Genomic DNA, 17238 nt, shown 5'->3' with positions numbered 1-17238 from the left:
GCCTACAAATGGCTCGAACACGTAGGCCGGGTACGCGTCAGCGCCACCCGGCTCTTTTGTATCTTTACGCCTCCTGCTCCACCAGCTCTGCCTCCGCTTCCCGCGCCCCTTCATTCTGCGACAGCATCGCCGTCGCAATCCCGTTCCCCAGCACGTTAATGGCCGATCTCCCCATATCCAGGAAATGGTCAATCCCCATCAGCAGCAGGATCCCGGCTACCGGAATGTTAAAGCCTGGAATGGTTGCCGCCAGCACCACCAGCGACGAGCGCGGTACGCCCGCAATGCCCTTCGAGGCCAGCATCAGCGTTAACATCAGCACCGTCACCTCGGTAAAACTCAGGTGAATGTTGTACGCCTGGGCAATAAACATTGAGGCGAACGAGCAGTACACCATGGAGCCGACCAGGTTAAACGAGTAGCCGATCGGCAGGACGAAAGAGGCGATATTACGTGAACAGCCAAAGCGCGCTAACTGCTCCAGCGTTTTTGGGTATGCCGCTTCAGAGCTGCTGGTGGTAAACGCCACCAGCACCGGATCTTTCAGCATCGCCACCAGACGGAAAATCTCTTTCTTCAGTACCATGTAACCCACGGCCAGCAATACCAGACAGGTCAGGAGGATCGCCACATAATAACCGCCAATAAACGAGGCATAGTTCAGCAAAATGCCCAGCCCCTGGGTGGCAATGACGGACGAAATCGCCGCGAAAATGGCCAGCGGCGCAACGTACATCACGTAGCCCGTCACCTTCAGCATAATGTGGGATACCACATCCAGCGCCGCGACCAGCGGGGCGTTGAATTTTTGGCCCAGTGACGCGCCGCCAATGCCGAAGAACATCGAGAAGACCACAATTTGCAGGATCTCATTGTTCGCCATCGCGCCGGCAATGCTGGTTGGAATGGTGTGTGACAGGAAGGCTTTCAGCGACATCCCGCTCACGGCCAGGCCGGTATCAACCGTCTCTGTCGGAATGCTCAGGTTCAGACCGCTGCCGGGTTGTTCAAGGGTAACAATAAACAGCCCCACCAGAATGGAAAGTACGGATGAGCTGATAAACCACACCATCGCTTTACCCCCGACGCGCCCAATCGTAGACGTTTCACCCAGCCTCATAATGCCCACCGTCAGGGTGCTGAACACCAGCGGGGCTATCACCATCTTGATCAGCCGCAGGAAAATATCGGTCAGCAGGGTGATGTTCTCCGACCAGGCCTGTATCGCGTCGGGCGAAGCATACTCATGGATCGCCGCACCGGAAAGAATGCCCGCCAGCATGAAAATCACGATGAAGAGCGTGAGTTTGTTTGCACTTGCCACAAAAAGATCCTCTATGCGCTAAAAGAGTTTCCTGCGTCAATGCATACAAAATTTTTATTTAAGCGCAGGAAAATATTCGGGGCATAAATTGAAGTAAAGCTGCGTGAGTTACAACTTGTTTTTAATTTTTATGAAATTCGTTGTTTTTATCATGACGATATATTGTGACTCAGATCACACTACAGGCGATATATCCTCAAGTTAAGCAAGAATAATGCCCATTTTTTTTTGCTAACCCTTTGTAATGTTTGTTAATAACCTGTTAATTCGAGCGGGGTTGCCCTCTTTTTGATGAAAGTGGTTGAAGTGCTAACCATAAACTAAATTCTCAGTAACCGCGCCGGGGAATGTTTAAGCGGGGCTAACATACTGAACAGTATGAATAAAATATGGCAAGCGAACCTATATTTCTTCTGGAGGGTGGTAAATGAAAAGAAAACTTCTTTTTATCTGCGCGGGCACGCTGCTGACGGCGGCAACGGTCGGTCAGGCTCTCGCGGTCACCAGTAGCGGCACTATCGGCGCGACGTTGACGCTGACCAACGGCTGCTTGATCAACGGCTCGCCAACGCAAAACGGCATTAACTTCGGGACGCTCGATTTCGGCACTCATCCTGCAACATTCTCCACCCTGACAACCCAGTTAACCGGTGCCAGCGGAGGAAACACCTTTACCATTCAATGTACCACTGCCAGTTACACGGTGGCGATCACCGGCAACACTAACGCTACCGCACCCGGAACCGTTGTCGGCACCCCAGGTACGCCGGGCCGCTATCTGGTCAACACTGCCAATGCGGCGCAGGGCGTTGCCTACAGCCTGTTCAGCGATAGCGGTTACAACAACGTGGTTGCGAACAATGCCGCGTTGCCGGTCGCCTCTACTGCGGGTGGGGTGGATAGCTACACCCTCTACGCACGCATTACGGGCGGCGGCAATAGCGTGACGGTCGTACCGGGAACCTATACCGACACGATTAACGTCAGCGTCACCTACTGATTCAGCCATGAAGGCATTGTTATGTCTGCGCGACAGCGCAGAGGGCGTCGTGCACCCTTTTTTGACCCTGTTCGTCGGGCTGATGTTGATCCCAGACGCCGGGGCGGTGACGTCTCAGTCATTCAGGGTGAGCGCGACGGTTGTGCCTGGATGCTCGGTGAGCACCGGCACCGGCGGGCGTTTCGGTACGCTGAATTTCGGGACCCGCAGCGGCGTGGAGAGCGCACCGGTCAGCACCAGCTTTGTTGCCGACGGCGCGTTGTCCATCGCCTGCACACCGGGTGTGGCGCTAAGTATGAGCATTAACGGCGGTCAGAATTATAGCTCTGTGCGGCGGATGACGCGTTCAGGCGGGACTGAAGTGGTCGGTTACCGGCTCTACAGCAGCAGCTCTCTGGCCGCAAACAGTGAAATTGGGGTTAACCAGGCAATACCGATTACCTATACCAACAGCAATAACATCGCGCTGCCTCTTTTTGGCGTCGCGCTTTTGACCGGGTTTAGCCCGTCAGGAACGTATTCAGATCAACTCACCGTGACCTTGTCATGGTAGGAAAGGGAGAGCATTGATGAAGCCATTTTTCAGGCGGTCAGGCCTGTTGAGTCTGTTGGGGATAACGGCCCTTACAGCGGTTAAGGCGCAAGCAGCCGCAACCATTCTTCTTTGGCCTATCGATCCGTGGCTTTCGGCAGACGCCAGAGCAACTGAATTGTGGATCCAAAATCAGGGCAACAGCGCCACGACAATGCAGATACGCATTGTGCGCTGGAAACAGGAGGGCGGATATGAGCGTTACACCGCCCAGCAGGATGTGGTCGCCAGCCCGCCGATCGTGACTATCGCTAAGGGCAGTAAACAGCTTATTCGCCTGATTAAGCAGGGGACGATCCCGTCCGGCGTCGAGCAAGCCTACCGCATCATTGTGGATGAGATTCCCCAGCCGGATGCCAAAGCGGAACCGTCTATGGGCCTCAAACTGCAAATGCGCTATTCCATTCCCTTATTTGTTTATGGACAGGGGATCCCCACCCTCAACGAAGGAGAGCATCACGCGCTGGCGAACACTCAGCAGCTCAACTGGCGGGTCATTCAGGAGGAGGGGAAACCCGCGCTTGAGGTCCGCAATCAGGGGAACGTTCACGTCAGGCTCAGCCAGGTTGCGGTTGAGCAGGGCGGGCAAAAACGCACGGTTGCCGAGGGGCTGCTGGGTTATGTGCTGCCAGGCAGCACCCGAAGCTGGCCGCTTCCGGCAGGGATTTATCAGCCGAATCGGATGAGCGCGCAAATTAATGCCAGGGATACGCAATGGCAATCGACGCCCGTCAACTGAAACCGGCGATGATGATCCTGCTTTGCGTCAGTACCAGCGCATTTGCCGAAACCGGCGACGACAGTTTACCGCCGCCGCCGGACGCGCGGACGATGAACGGCGAAGCTGTATTCCAGCTCGCCCTGGTGCTGAACCACTATGACACGGGTCTGGTGGTGCCGGTGACGCAGCGCGAGGGCGCCTGGTTTATTTCAGGAGCGGATTTGCTTCGCGCCGGACTGCCGCAGGAGCATGTGCCTGCCGGAGAGGTGAACCTTTCAACGCTCTCATCGGTACGCGTAGAGTATGACAGCAGCGCCCAGCGGCTCATGCTGACGGTCCCCCGGGACTGGGTTGCGGCGCGGATCACGTCGTTTAGCGGTCAGAGCGCGCAAAGCAAGCCGCATTATGGCCGGGGCGCGCTGCTCAACTACGACGTTTATACCAACCATACCGAACACACGGGCGGCCAGGCGTCGGTGTGGCATGAGTTCCGCTATTTCAACGAAGACTATTCGTTTTCTTCGACAGGGTACGCCCGACAGAATTTCGCCGGAAGCAGCGGGCAGCAGGAAGGATACGTGCGCTATGACTCAACCCTGCTGATCACCAACGAGGAGGATGCCACCACCTGGACCGTTGGGGACGTCATCAGCGATGCGCTGAGCTGGAGCACCAGCGTGCGGATGGGCGGGATCAGCTATGGGCGCGACTTCTCCCTGCGTCCGGATCTGGTGACCTGGCCGCTGCCGGCGTTTTCCGGTGAGGCGGCCGTCCCGACCTCGGTCGATCTCTTTATTAATGGCTACCGTTCCGGCTCCACCCGCCTTCAGCCGGGGCCGTTTACCCTCACTAATCTGCCGTACATCAACGGCGCAGGGGATGCGGTACTGGTCACCACCGACGCGCTGGGACGTCAGGTGAGCACCACGCTGCCGTTTTATGTCAGCAGCGATCTGCTGAAGCAGGGGTTAAGCGACGGCGCCGTGACGCTGGGCAGCCTGCGGCGCAACTACGGTATAGAGAATTTTGACTATGGCCCGGCGGCGGGCAGCGGATCGTATCGCTACGGGGTGACCGACTGGCTGACGCTGGAGGGGCATGCGGAAGGGGCGGAGTCGCTGGCGCTCGGCGGCGCGGGCACGGTGCTGAAGCTCGGGCGTTTTGGCGTGGTGAATACGTCTTATACCCAAAGCCGGATGCGCGGCGACGAAGGGGGCCAGATGAACTGGGGCTATCAGTACAGCACCAGCGAGTTTAGCGTAGCGACCCAGCATACCCGACGCGACCGCGGCTTCGGCAACCTCGCCCTGTACGATCAGCCCACCGTTTATGATGAATATGATAACCCCGTTGCCAGCCTGAGCCGCAATACCGACCAGTACTCCTTAACCTTTAACCTCGGTGATTACGGCAATATCGGTGCGGCGTGGATCGGCGTGGAGAGTTTTGACAGCCGGAAAACCGAGCTGCTCAACCTCTCCTGGAGCCGAAATCTGTGGCGCTCAAGCAGTATTTACCTGGCGGCCAGCCGTGACCAGCAGCGGGATGACTGGACGGTTGCGCTGTCGTTGCAGGTCCCTCTGGGCGAACGTGACAGCGCCGCCGTTACCTTTGAAAACACGCCTGACGCAGGCAGCACTCAACGCATTAACTACAACCACTCGATGCCGTCTGACGGCGGCTTTAGCTGGAACATGGCCTGGGCCAACCAGTCGCGGTCGAGTAACTATCAACAGGCCACGCTCGGCTGGCGGAATAACAATGTTGAGCTTCAGGGCGGCGGCTACGGTGAGAAGGGGATGATGACCTGGTGGGGCGAGGCGATGGGCTCAGTCGTCCTGATGGACGGTGAGCTGTTTGCGGCGAACAAAATCAACGATGCGTTTGTGGTGATCAGCACCGACGGACATCCGGACGTACCCGTCAGCTACGAGAACCAGCCGGTTGGTAAAACCAATAATAAAGGTTATCTGCTGGTCAGCGGCGTTTCCGCCTATTACCCGGCAAGCTACCGCATTGATACCCTGAACTTACCTGCGGATACCCGGCTGAAAGAGACCGAGCGTCGGGTGGCGATTCGTCGGCATAACGGTTATCTGGTGGATTTCCCTATGGAGCAGGAGCGGGTTGCCAGCGTGATCCTGCATGACGCGCAGGGCAATGCGATCCCGGTGGGAAGCCAGGTCAAACGCGCGTCCCGCAGTAGCGCGGTTGTTGGCTACGACGGCCTCGCCTGGCTGGAAAACCTCAACGATGTGAATCCTCTGGAGGTCATCACCCCGGACGGTAAACGCTGTATCGCAACGTTGAACGTGGGCGCAAATCCCGAGCATAAGCTGCAAACCTACGGTCCGCTGACCTGCCGGGAGGCGCCGTGAAACGCCTGTTGATAGCCATACTGTTGCTGTTCTCGGGCAGCGGCTGGGCGGCCTGCACCGTCAGTACGGTGAACGCCTCGTTTGGCAGCGTCACCTCATTCGCCCTGAGCAGTACGGGGGAGGTGCAAACCACCGGCACGCTGGTGGTGTCCTGCGATACTGTTCTCAACCTGCTAACCAACGACTCGGTGACGCTGACCTACACCTCGGCGTCGATAGCCGCCAACAGCCGCGCCACCATGAAACGTACCGATAATGCGGCCATCGCGGACGTTATCCCCACGCGCCTGTGCGGTGCCACTGGCTGCGGCGGAAACAGTGAAGTACAAATCAGCAAAACCTATACCTGGAATGGCAACACCCTGCTCGGGCTGCTGGGGTCAAGGCGCTACAACATTCCGCTTTATTTCCGTACTGTGCCGGGGCAGAACGTCACGGCCGGGCCGTACCAGGTGTTGTTAACGTTCAGCATCAACTACAACGTGTGCGCCGTTGGCGCGGGCGGGCTATGCCTGACCCCGCAAACCGGCACGGCAACTACCTCCATTCTCCTCAACATGACCGTCACCAACGATTGCAGCACGATGACCACGCCGGACGTGAATTTTAACAGCGCGCCGCTGGTGCAAAATTTTCCCACCGTTTCGCAGTCGATCGCCGTCACCTGCACCAAGGGCAGCACCTACACCATAGGCATTAATAATGGAGCAAACGCCCTGAACAACGTTCGTCGTATGGTTAGCGGCAGCAATTTTATGAGTTACGACATCTATAAAGAGGCGACCAGCAACCGCTGGGGCGGCAGTGGCAGCGAGCGCTGGGCCAGCGCCAGCTCATCCCAGGTCAGTACCGACGGGCTTTTACGCACCTATAACTACAGCGCTAAGGTCCTGACCAGCCAGGCCACGCCGCCTGCCGGAACCTACACCGACACGCTGATCGTTGACGTCGCGTTCTGACTCCCCGCGCTTTTCCCTTTCGCAAATGTAAAGTTCCCGTGGCCCCTGCCGATAACACCGTTAATCAATCGATGAGAAGGTGTTGTATGTTGAACCGTATCCGCGTTGTCACAATGCTTATGATGGTGCTGGTCATTTTCGCACTTCTTCAGCTTATTTCTGGCGGCCTCTTTTTCTCCTCGTTAAAACAGAACCAGGACAGCTTCGCGGCCTCGAACGATTTGCGGATGCAGCAAAGCGAACTGACCACAACCTGGGATCTGATGTTGCAGACGCGTATCAATCTGAGCCGCTCGTCTGCCCGCATGATGATGGATCCGAACAACCAGCAGAGCAGCGCAAAAACGGAACTGCTGAAGAATGCGCGCGCCACCCTGGCAGACGCGGCGAAACATTACGAGGCTTTCAAAAAAATCGCCCCTCAACCCGCAATGGCGCAGGCGAGCGCGAACATAGATGAAAAATATCAGGCCTACTTCGCCGGCCTCACGGAGCTGGTGCAGTTCCTGGAGAAGGGCAATATGGACGCCTATTTCGCGCAGCCGACCCAGGGCATGCAGAACGCACTCGGCGCGGCGCTCGGCGAGTACGCCAAAGCCAGCGGCGAGCTTTATCACTCCGCCTTTACGCAAAGCCAGAACGACTACCGTTTCGCGAAATGGCAGATGGCGGTGCTCGCCCTCGCGCTGGTCATCGTGCTGGTGGCCGTGTGGTACGGCATTCGTCATATCCTTCTTAATCCGCTTGGCCGCGTCATTGCCCATATCCGCGATATTGGCCGGGGCGATCTCACAAAAACGCTGACCGTTTCTGGTCGCAACGAGATCACCGAGCTGGCGACCAGCGTCGACCATATGCAGCGTTCGCTGATTGATACCGTCGCCAACGTGCGCGAGGGGGCGGATGCCATCTATACCGGCACGAGTGAAATCGCGATGGGCAACAACGATCTCTCGTCCCGTACCGAACAGCAGGCGTCCGCTCTGGAAGAGACGGCGGCCAGCATGGAGCAGCTCACCGCGACCGTGAAGCAGAATGCCGACAACGCCCGTCAGGCGTCGCAGCTTGCAGAAAGCGCGTCCGACACCGCCCAGCGCGGCGGTCGGGTGGTCGACGGCGTGGTGAAAACCATGCATGACATTGCCGACAGCTCGAAGAAAATCGCCGATATCATCAGCGTTATCGACGGCATCGCCTTCCAGACCAACATTCTCGCGCTGAACGCGGCCGTTGAAGCGGCGCGTGCGGGCGAGCAGGGACGTGGGTTTGCCGTGGTCGCTGGCGAAGTACGTAACCTCGCCAGCCGCAGCGCCAATGCGGCGAAAGAGATCAAAGCCCTGATTGAAGACTCTGTTTCACGCGTGGATACCGGCTCGGTGCTGGTGGAAAGTGCGGGTGAAACCATGAATGACATCGTGAATGCCGTGACGCGCGTGACGGACATCATGGGTGAAATCGCCTCTGCATCGGATGAGCAGAGTCATGGTATTGACCAGGTCGCTCTGGCGGTATCGGAAATGGATCGTGTGACGCAGCAAAACGCCGCCCTGGTGCAGGAGTCCGCTGCCGCGGCCGCTGCGCTTGAGGATCAGGCGAGCCGCCTGAAAATGGCCGTCTCGGCGTTCCGTCTTACTTCAAAAACAACAAATACGGTCAGCTCGCGGTCAGCGTACAGCGAAGCAACCCCGGCGCCCGTGACAACACCTACGCGCGCAGCGGTGACCGGACAAGATGAAAACTGGGAAACATTTTGACTGACAATTAAACCGCGGCTGCTTGCCGCTTGATGGGAGCGTGGATGTTAAATCGTATTCGTATCTCGACCACACTGTTTTTGATTCTGATCCTGTGTGGGGTTTTGCAGGTTGGCAGTAACGGGTTGTCTTTCTGGGCGTTTCGCGATGGCTATCAGAATTTGCAGGAAGTTGAGACGAGTAATCAGCAGCGCTCCGCACTGGCACAAACGCGTGCCGTGCTGTTGCAGGCAAGCACTGCGCTGAACAAAGCAGGGACGTTAACCGCGCTGAGCTATCCGCCGGATGATATTAAGGCGCTGATGGTCGTGGCCCGCAGCAGCCTGAAGCAGGCCGACGCGCAGTTTAAGACGTTTACGGCGCAGGAGGCGGTGAGTGAGAAAGAGAAAACGCTGAAAGTCGCCATGAAAAAGACCTTTGATGTGTGGTACGGCGATCTCGACCATCAGGCGACGTGGCTGGAGAACAACCAGCTCTCTGACTTCCTGACCGCGCCGGTGCAGGCGTCTCAGGCGGCATTTGACGACAGCTTTAACGCATGGCAGCAGGATATTAACCAGTTTGTGGCGCGTGCCGGTGCGGACAGCCGTACCAGCTACCGCATGTCAGGGGTGATTTTCCTGACCATGGTGATCCTGGCCGCCCTGCTGACCGGCGGCTCGCTGTGGTGGTCGCGCAAAATGATCGTCCAGCCGCTGGCGATCGTCAGCAGCCACTTCGACAGTATGGCGAAGGGCGACCTGGCGCGTCCGGTGGCCGTGTATGGCAGGAATGAAATATCAGCGATTTTCGCCAGCCTGAAGGCGATGCAGAGTTCGCTGCGGGAAACGGTAAGCAACGTTCGTCAGGGCAGTTACGCCATGCATACCGGGATCTCAGAGATTGCGGCAGGCAATAACGATCTCTCATCCCGCACCGAACAGCAGGCGGCATCGCTGGCGCAGACTGCGGCCAGCATGGAGCAACTGACCGCGACGGTAAGCCAGAACGCCGATAACGCGCGTCAGGCGTCCGACTTGTCAAAACAGGCGGCGATGACGGCGAAACGTGGGGGCGACCAGGCTTCTCACGTCGCCAGCACGATGCAGCAGATTGCCGCCAGCTCGCAGAAAATTGGCGACATTATCAGCGTCATCGACGGTATCGCGTTCCAGACCAATATTCTGGCGCTGAACGCGGCCGTTGAAGCGGCGCGTGCCGGAGAGCAGGGGCGCGGGTTCGCGGTGGTTGCCGGTGAAGTCCGAAACCTCGCCAGTCGCAGCGCCAACGCGGCGAAAGAGATCAAAGGGCTGATAGAAGAGTCGGTCTCCCGCGTTCAGCAGGGCTCCGCGCTGGTGGATACCGCCGCGCAGACCATGCACGAGATTGTCACCTCCGTGACGCGGGTTAACGACATTATGGGCGAGATTGCCTCGGCGTCTGATGAACAACGCCGTGGTATTGAGCAGGTGGCGCAGGCCGTTACACAGATGGATCAGGTTACGCAGCAGAACGCCTCACTGGTGGAAGAGGCGGCGGCGGCTACCGATCAGCTGGCAAACCAGGCGGATCACCTTACCGGGTTGGTCGCCGTATTTAATGTGAAAGAGCACGTTGAAGCAGTAACAGAAGTCGGACGGTCACAGGCCGTACCCGTTGTATCCTGAATGTGATTGAGAAGGCGCTATGACATCACCCATGCCCTCAGGGCAAACGTCATTATTGTTGCAGATGACACAGCGCCTCGCGCTGTCCGACGCGCATTTTCGTCGGATATGTCAGTTAATCTACCAGCGTGCGGGGATCGTGCTTGCGGACCATAAGCGAGACATGGTCTACAACCGGCTGGTGCGGCGCTTGCGCACGCTGGGGCTGGATGATTTTGGCCGCTATCTGAGCATGCTCGAAGCGAACCAGAACAGCGCCGAATGGCAGGCATTTATCAACTCATTAACCACCAACCTGACCGCGTTTTTCCGCGAGGCGCATCACTTCCCGGTGCTGGCGGAACACGCCCGTCGCCGTAGCGGAGAGTATCGCGTCTGGAGCGCGGCAGCCTCTACCGGGGAAGAGCCGTACTCGCTGGCCATCACCCTTGCAGACACCCTGGGAATGGCGCCGGGCCGCTGGAAAGTGTACGCAAGCGACATCGACACCGAAGTGCTGGAAAAAGCCCGTAACGGCGTTTATCGCCAGGATGAACTAAAAACGCTGTCTCCTCAGCAGCTACAGCGTTACTTCATGCGCGGTACCGGCCCGCATGAAGGACTGGTGCGCGTACGCCAGGAGCTGGCGAACTGCGTGGAATTTGCTCCCGTTAATTTACTGGATAAGCAGTACAACGTGCCGGGGCCATTCGACGCCATTTTTTGCCGTAACGTGATGATCTATTTTGATAAAACGACGCAACAGGACATTCTGCGTCGCTTTGTTCCGTTGCTCAAGCCTGACGGTTTACTGTTTGCCGGGCACTCGGAAAACTTCAGCAACCTCGTGCGTGAGTTTAGCCTGCGTGGGCAAACGGTTTATGCGCTGAGTAAGGAAAAAGCATGAGTAAAATCAGGGTATTGTCTGTCGATGATTCTGCGCTGATGCGTCAGATCATGACCGAAATCATCAATAGCCACAGCGATATGGAGATGGTGGCAACAGCGCCCGATCCGCTGGTCGCGCGGGATTTAATCAAAAAATATAACCCCGACGTGCTGACGCTGGATGTCGAAATGCCACGCATGGATGGCATCGATTTCCTGGAAAAATTAATGCGCCTGCGCCCGATGCCGGTGGTGATGGTGTCATCTCTGACCGGTAAAGGTTCAGAAATCACCCTGCGCGCGCTGGAGCTGGGGGCGGTGGATTTTGTCACCAAGCCGCAGCTCGGCATTCGCGAGGGGATGCTGGCGTACAGCGAGATGATCGCCGAGAAAATCCGTACCGCGTCGCGCGCAAAACTGGCGGCCCACAAGCCGATGGCCGCGCCGGCAACCCTGAAGGCCGGACCGTTACTCAGCTCGGAAAAACTGCTGGTCATTGGGGCGTCAACCGGAGGAACAGAGGCAATTCGCCATGTACTCCAGCCATTGCCGCTCTCAAGCCCGGGTATCCTGATTACGCAACATATGCCGCCGGGGTTTACCCGCTCATTCGCGGAGCGCCTGAATAAGCTGTGCCAGATCAGCGTGAAAGAGGCGGAAGACGGCGAGCGCGTGCTGCCAGGTCACGCGTATATCGCCCCGGGTGACAAACATATGGAGCTGGCGCGCAGCGGGGCGAACTATCAAATCAAAATTCATGACGGGCCGCCGGTTAACCGGCACCGTCCGTCGGTGGATGTGCTGTTTCATTCGGTGGCGAAACATGCGGGGCGCAACGCCGTGGGGGTGATCCTGACGGGGATGGGCAACGACGGCGCCGCCGGAATGCTCGCGATGCACCAGGCTGGCGCCTGGACGATTGCGCAGAATGAAGCAAGTTGTGTGGTGTTCGGCATGCCGCGCGAGGCCATCAATATGGGTGGCGTAAGCGAAGTGGTCGATCTTAGCCAGGTAAGCCAGCAGATGCTGGCGAAAATCAGTGCCGGACAGGCAATACGTATTTGACTCAGGAGTATTATTTTATGGCGGATAAAGAGCTTAAGTTTTTGGTTGTGGATGACTTTTCCACCATGCGTCGCATTGTGCGCAACCTGCTAAAAGAGCTAGGCTTCAACAACGTTGAAGAAGCAGAAGACGGGGTGGATGCGCTGAACAAACTCCAGGCTGGCGGGTTTGGTTTTGTGATTTCCGACTGGAACATGCCGAACATGGACGGTCTCGAACTGCTGAAAACCATCCGCGCGGATGCAGGCATGGCCTCTCTGCCGGTGCTGATGGTGACCGCAGAAGCGAAGAAAGAGAACATTATTGCCGCTGCACAGGCGGGCGCAAGCGGCTACGTGGTGAAGCCATTCACCGCGGCGACTCTGGAAGAGAAGCTCGGGAAGATCTTCGAGAAACTCGGCATGTGAGGTGATGGAAATGTTGCAACCTGCTATGAAACCCGTTGAAGAACATTCGCCGAGCGACATTATTGCCCGTATTGGTAGCCTGACCCGCATGCTGCGCGACAGCCTCCGTGAGCTGGGGCTGGACCAGGCTATCGCCGAAGCGGCGGAAGCCATCCCCGACGCGCGCGACCGTCTGGACTACGTGGTGCAGATGACCGCGCAGGCGGCCGAGCGAGCGCTGAACAGCGTTGAGGCGTCACAGCCGCACCAGGATGCGATGGAGAAGGGGGCGAAAGCGCTGACCCAACGCTGGGATGAGTGGTTTGAGAACCCCATTGAGCTGGCGGATGCCCGCGAACTGGTAACGGACACCCGTCAGTTCCTGGGCGATGTGCCAGGGCACACCAGCTTCACCAATGCGCAACTGCTGGACATCATGATGGCGCAGGATTTCCAGGACCTCACCGGCCAGGTGATCAAGCGCATGATGGATGTGATTCAGGAGATTGAACGTCAGCTGTTGATGGTGCTGCTGGAAAATATTCCGGAACCGGCTGCCCGTCCGAAACGCGAGAACGAAAGCCTGCTCAATGGTCCACAGCTTGACACCAGTAAAGCGGGCGTGGTGGCAAGCCAGGATCAGGTGGACGATCTGCTGGACAGTCTTGGTTTCTGATTGCCCTTCTGCCTCAGGCTGTGAACGCGGCCTGAGGTTGTTCAGAACAAAAACAGCGAAAAGAGCCCGAATAAACGGGCTTTTCCCGCCATTGGATTTTCTCTGCGCTGGCATGATACCCGTGAATTAATGGGCTGCGAGCAGGCACAGTGGCAGAAGAGAACGACGACAAAACAGAAGCCCCCACACCCCACCGACTTGAAAAAGCCCGTGAGGATGGGCAGATCCCCCGATCCCGAGAGCTGACCTCCCTGCTGATCCTGGTGGTGGGCGTCTGCATAATCTGGTGGGGCGGGGAGATGCTTGCCCGCAGACTGGCGGGAATGCTCTCTGCTGGCTTACGTTTTGATCACAGCATGGTCAATGACCCCAATCTGATCCTCATTCAGATCATCAACCTGGTTAAAAGCGCCATGATCGCTCTGCTGCCGTTGATTGCCGGGGTGGTCATCGTGGCTCTTGTTTCGCCGGTCATGCTCGGTGGCCTGGTGTTCAGCGGTAAATCGCTGCAACCGAAATTCTCCAAGCTCAACCCGCTACCCGGTATTGCGAAAATGTTTTCAGCTCAAACCGGGGCTGAGCTTCTTAAAGCGATCCTGAAATCGCTTCTTATGGGCAGTGCTGCCGGGGTTTTTCTGTGGCACCACTGGCCGGAGATGATGCGTCTGATCAGTGAATCCCCCATGACGGCGATGAAGAATGCCCTGAACCTGGTCGGATTAGGCTCGCTGCTGGTGGTTCTCAGCATTATTCCGATGGTGGCGTTCGACGTTATCTTCCAGATCTTTTCCCATATCAAGAAGCTGCGAATGTCGCGTCAGGATATTCGCGATGAATATAAACAGATGGAAGGCGACCCGCACGTCAAGGGCCGTATCCGCCAGATGCAACGTGCTGCCGCGCGTCGTCGCATGATGGAAGATGTGCCGAAAGCCGATGTGATTGTCACTAACCCGACCCACTACTCCGTGGCGCTTCAGTACGACGAAAACAAAATGAGCGCACCGAAAGTGGTGGCGAAAGGGGCCGGGCTGATTGCGCTGCGCATTCGTGAAATCGCGACGGAAAACCGCGTACCGATCCTTGAAGCACCGCCATTAGCCCGTGCGCTGTATCGCCACGCGGAAATTGGACAACAGATCCCGGGCCAGCTCTACGCCGCTGTCGCAGAGGTGCTGGCCTGGGTGTGGCAACTGAAACGCTGGCGTTTAGCGGGCGGTCAACGACCTGTAAAACCTGAGAACCTTCCGGTGCCTGAAGCACTGGATTTTTTGAACGAGAAGGACACTGATGGCTAATCTGGTGGCAATGTTGCGCCTGCCCGGCAACCTGAAATCGACGCAATGGCAGATCCTTGCCGGACCGATTCTGATCCTGCTAATTCTGTCGATGATGGTGCTGCCGTTACCGGCATTTATCCTCGACCTGCTTTTCACCTTCAACATTGCGTTGTCCATCATGGTGCTGCTGGTGGCGATGTTCACCCAGCGCACGCTGGAGTTCGCCGCGTTTCCGACGATCCTGCTGTTCACCACGCTGCTGCGCCTCGCGCTGAACGTTGCCTCCACGCGTATCATCCTGATGGAAGGGCACACCGGCGCGGCGGCGGCGGGCAAGGTGGTCGAAGCCTTCGGTCACTTCCTGGTGGGCGGCAACTTCGCCATCGGTATCGTGGTGTTCGTCATTCTGGTGATTATCAACTTCATGGTTATCACTAAAGGGGCGGGGCGTATCGCAGAAGTGGGCGCGCGCTTCGTGCTCGACGGGATGCCGGGCAAGCAGATGGCAATCGACGCCGACCTGAATGCCGGGCTGATTGCGGAAGATGAAGCAAAAAAACGCCGTGCCGAAGTGACCCAGGAGGCAGATTTCTACGGCTCCATGGACGGTGCGAGTAAGTTTGTGCGCGGTGACGCCATCGCGGGCATTCTGATCATGGTGATTAACGTCGTCGGCGGCCTGCTCGTCGGCGTGCTGCAACACGGCATGGACATGGGCCACGCAGCGGAAAGCTATACGCTGCTGACCATTGGTGATGGTCTGGTGGCGCAGATCCCGGCACTGGTGATCTCCACCGCGGCGGGCGTAATTGTGACCCGCGTCAGCACCGATCAGGATGTAGGCGAGCAGATGGTGGGGCAGTTGTTCAGCAACCCGCGCGTTATGCTGCTCTCCGCGGCGGTACTGGGCCTGCTCGGTATGGTGCCGGGCATGCCAAACCTGGTATTCCTGCTGTTCACTGCCGCGCTGCTGGGCCTTGCCTGGTGGATGCGTGGCCGCGAAACTCAGCCTAAGGCAGAGCCAGCGCCGGTCAAAATGCCTGAGAACACCCAGGCGGTGGAAGCCACCTGGAACGACGTTCAGCTCGAAGATTCGCTGGGGATGGAAGTGGGGTACCGCCTTATCCCGATGGTGGACTTCCAGCAGGATGGCGAACTGCTTGGCCGTATCCGCAGCATTCGTAAAAAATTCGCCCAGGACATGGGCTTCCTGCCGCCGGTGGTGCATATCCGGGACAATATGGATCTCCCGCCCGCACGCTACCGCATCCTGATGAAAGGGGTGGAAATCGGCAGCGGTGATGCGTACCCCGGCCGCTGGCTGGCGATTAACCCTGGCACGGCCGCTGGCACGTTGCCGGGTGAGCAGACGACCGACCCGGCCTTTGGTCTGGCGGCCATCTGGATTGAGAGCGCCCTGAAAGAGCAGGCGCAGATCCAGGGTTACACGGTTGTTGAGGCCAGTACCGTGGTCGCGACGCACCTCAACCATCTGATTGGCCAGTTCTCCGCGGAACTGTTTGGACGTCAGGAGGCGCAGCAGCTGCTTGACCGCGTAACGCAGGAGATGCCAAAGCTAACCGAAGATTTGGTGCCGGGCGTGCTTACCTTAACCACCCTGCACAAAGTGCTGCAAAATCTGCTTGATGAGAAGGTGCCGATCCGCGATATGCGCACCATTCTGGAAACACTGGCCGAGCATGCGCCGCTCCAGAGCGATCCACATGAGCTGACGGCGGTGGTGCGCGTGGCGCTCGGGCGCGCCATAACCCAGCAATGGTTCCCGGGAACAGGCGAAGTGCAGGTGATTGGCCTGGACACGCCGCTGGAACGTCTGCTGCTTCAGGCCCTACAGGGCGGTGGCGGGCTGGAGCCGGGTCTGGCGGACAGATTGCTGGCGCAAACCCAGGAGGCGCTGGCGCGTCAGGAGATGCTGGGCGCGCCGCCGGTGCTGCTGGTGAATCATGCGCTGCGTCCGCTGCTGTCGCGCTTCCTGCGCCGGAGCCTGAACCAGCTGGTGGTGCTGTCGAATATGGAGCTATCCGATAACCGCAATATTCGCATGACGGCGACCATAGGAGGGAAATAATGCGTAAGTGGCTGTGGATCTTATTTTTCCCGCTGGCGGTGCAGGCCGCAGGCGAGGGGGCATGGCAGGCCAGCAGTATCGGCTTAACGCTCAACCATCGGGGGGAGTCGATCTCCTCCCGTCCGCTGTCAGCCTCTGAGACCGTCTCCGGGCAGATGACGCTGGTGGCCTGGAATTACACCCTGACGGGACCCACACCGGCCGGGTTGCGGGTGCGGCTGTGCTCGCTGACCCGCTGCGCGGAAATCGAGGGCCAAAGTGGCATCACCCAGGCCTTCAACGGGGTGTCTGCTCAGGAACCTTTACGCTTTATCTGGGAAGTGCCAGGCGGCGGACGCCTGATCCCGGCGCTGAAGGTTCAGCGCAACGAGGTGCTCGTCAACTACCGCTAACTGCCCGCCTTTTCGCCAGTCTTCAGGCATTTCTGAAGGCTGGCTCGCAAAATTGACCTTCCCTTTTGATACAAAAGAAACGCTGTTTTATAAATCAGTGACACGCGTA

The 17238-nt window shown here is 58.0% G+C and carries 15 protein-coding genes; 14 read left to right on the top strand and 1 reads right to left on the bottom strand.

From position 1 onward, the window contains the following. Positions 1–64: 64 nt before the first annotated feature. Complete coding sequence (locus ACQG2Q_RS14555; protein ID WP_063162933.1) at positions 65–1324, bottom strand: dicarboxylate/amino acid:cation symporter; 1260 nt, start codon at positions 1322–1324, stop codon at positions 65–67. A 427-nt stretch (positions 1325–1751) separates the two neighbouring features. Here ACQG2Q_RS14555 and ACQG2Q_RS14550 point away from each other — a divergent pair, with 427 nt between their 5' ends. From ACQG2Q_RS14550 to flhE, 14 genes are all read left to right on the top strand, one after another. Then, positions 1752–2324, top strand: coding sequence for a spore coat protein U domain-containing protein (locus ACQG2Q_RS14550; RefSeq protein WP_022648508.1), 573 nt, complete (start codon positions 1752–1754; stop codon positions 2322–2324). Positions 2325–2331: 7 nt separating this feature from the next. Further along, positions 2332–2877: a Csu type fimbrial protein gene (locus tag ACQG2Q_RS14545; protein WP_063849179.1), complete on the top strand. Its 546-nt coding sequence runs from the start codon at positions 2332–2334 to the stop codon at positions 2875–2877. Positions 2878–2893: 16 nt separating this feature from the next. Next, the gene (locus ACQG2Q_RS14540) at positions 2894–3655 is read left to right on the top strand and encodes a fimbrial biogenesis chaperone (protein WP_023300459.1); all 762 of its coding nucleotides are present in this window, start codon (positions 2894–2896) and stop codon (positions 3653–3655) included. After that, positions 3631–6015, top strand: coding sequence for a fimbria/pilus outer membrane usher protein (locus tag ACQG2Q_RS14535; RefSeq protein ID WP_023300458.1), 2385 nt, complete (start codon positions 3631–3633; stop codon positions 6013–6015). The genes ACQG2Q_RS14540 and ACQG2Q_RS14535 overlap by 25 nt, the downstream gene beginning before the upstream one ends. Beyond that, positions 6012–6974 (top strand): Csu type fimbrial protein, encoded by a 963-nt coding sequence (locus tag ACQG2Q_RS14530; RefSeq protein WP_023300457.1) that lies wholly within the window; start codon positions 6012–6014, stop codon positions 6972–6974. Before ACQG2Q_RS14535 ends, ACQG2Q_RS14530 begins: the two co-directional genes overlap by 4 nt. Positions 6975–7060: 86 nt before the next feature. Further along, the gene (tar, locus tag ACQG2Q_RS14525) at positions 7061–8728 is read left to right on the top strand and encodes a methyl-accepting chemotaxis protein II (RefSeq protein WP_063849178.1); all 1668 of its coding nucleotides are present in this window, start codon (positions 7061–7063) and stop codon (positions 8726–8728) included. 44 nt (positions 8729–8772) lie between these two features. Continuing rightward, positions 8773–10374, top strand: a complete 1602-nt coding sequence (gene tap, locus ACQG2Q_RS14520) for a methyl-accepting chemotaxis protein IV (RefSeq protein ID WP_038416276.1) — start codon at positions 8773–8775, stop codon at positions 10372–10374. A gap of 19 nt (positions 10375–10393) precedes the next feature. Then, positions 10394–11260, top strand: coding sequence for a protein-glutamate O-methyltransferase CheR (cheR, locus tag ACQG2Q_RS14515; RefSeq protein ID WP_017384409.1), 867 nt, complete (start codon positions 10394–10396; stop codon positions 11258–11260). Continuing rightward, positions 11257–12306, top strand: a complete 1050-nt coding sequence (locus ACQG2Q_RS14510; protein ID WP_014884341.1) for a protein-glutamate methylesterase/protein-glutamine glutaminase — start codon at positions 11257–11259, stop codon at positions 12304–12306. Before cheR ends, ACQG2Q_RS14510 begins: the two co-directional genes overlap by 4 nt. A 17-nt stretch (positions 12307–12323) precedes the next feature. Beyond that, entirely contained in the window at positions 12324–12713 is a 390-nt protein-coding gene (gene cheY, locus ACQG2Q_RS14505) for a chemotaxis response regulator CheY (protein WP_000763862.1), read from the top strand. 10 nt (positions 12714–12723) lie between these two features. Then, the gene (gene cheZ, locus ACQG2Q_RS14500; protein ID WP_022648501.1) at positions 12724–13368 is read left to right on the top strand and encodes a protein phosphatase CheZ; all 645 of its coding nucleotides are present in this window, start codon (positions 12724–12726) and stop codon (positions 13366–13368) included. A 149-nt stretch (positions 13369–13517) separates the two neighbouring features. Next, positions 13518–14666: a flagellar biosynthesis protein FlhB gene (gene flhB, locus ACQG2Q_RS14495; RefSeq protein ID WP_063849177.1), complete on the top strand. Its 1149-nt coding sequence runs from the start codon at positions 13518–13520 to the stop codon at positions 14664–14666. Then, positions 14659–16737 (top strand): flagellar biosynthesis protein FlhA, encoded by a 2079-nt coding sequence (gene flhA / locus ACQG2Q_RS14490; protein WP_003859723.1) that lies wholly within the window; start codon positions 14659–14661, stop codon positions 16735–16737. The genes flhB and flhA overlap by 8 nt, the downstream gene beginning before the upstream one ends. After that, complete coding sequence (gene flhE / locus ACQG2Q_RS14485) at positions 16737–17129, top strand: flagellar protein FlhE (protein WP_045308578.1); 393 nt, start codon at positions 16737–16739, stop codon at positions 17127–17129. Before flhA ends, flhE begins: the two co-directional genes overlap by 1 nt. Positions 17130–17238: the final 109 nt, after the last annotated feature.

The sequence above is a fragment of the Enterobacter cloacae complex sp. 370H10 genome (assembly GCF_050031535.1).
Lineage (GTDB): Bacteria > Pseudomonadota > Gammaproteobacteria > Enterobacterales > Enterobacteriaceae > Enterobacter > Enterobacter intestinihominis.
Note: the sequence above shows the minus strand (reverse complement) of the source record. Positions and strands in the feature narration are given on the sequence as shown.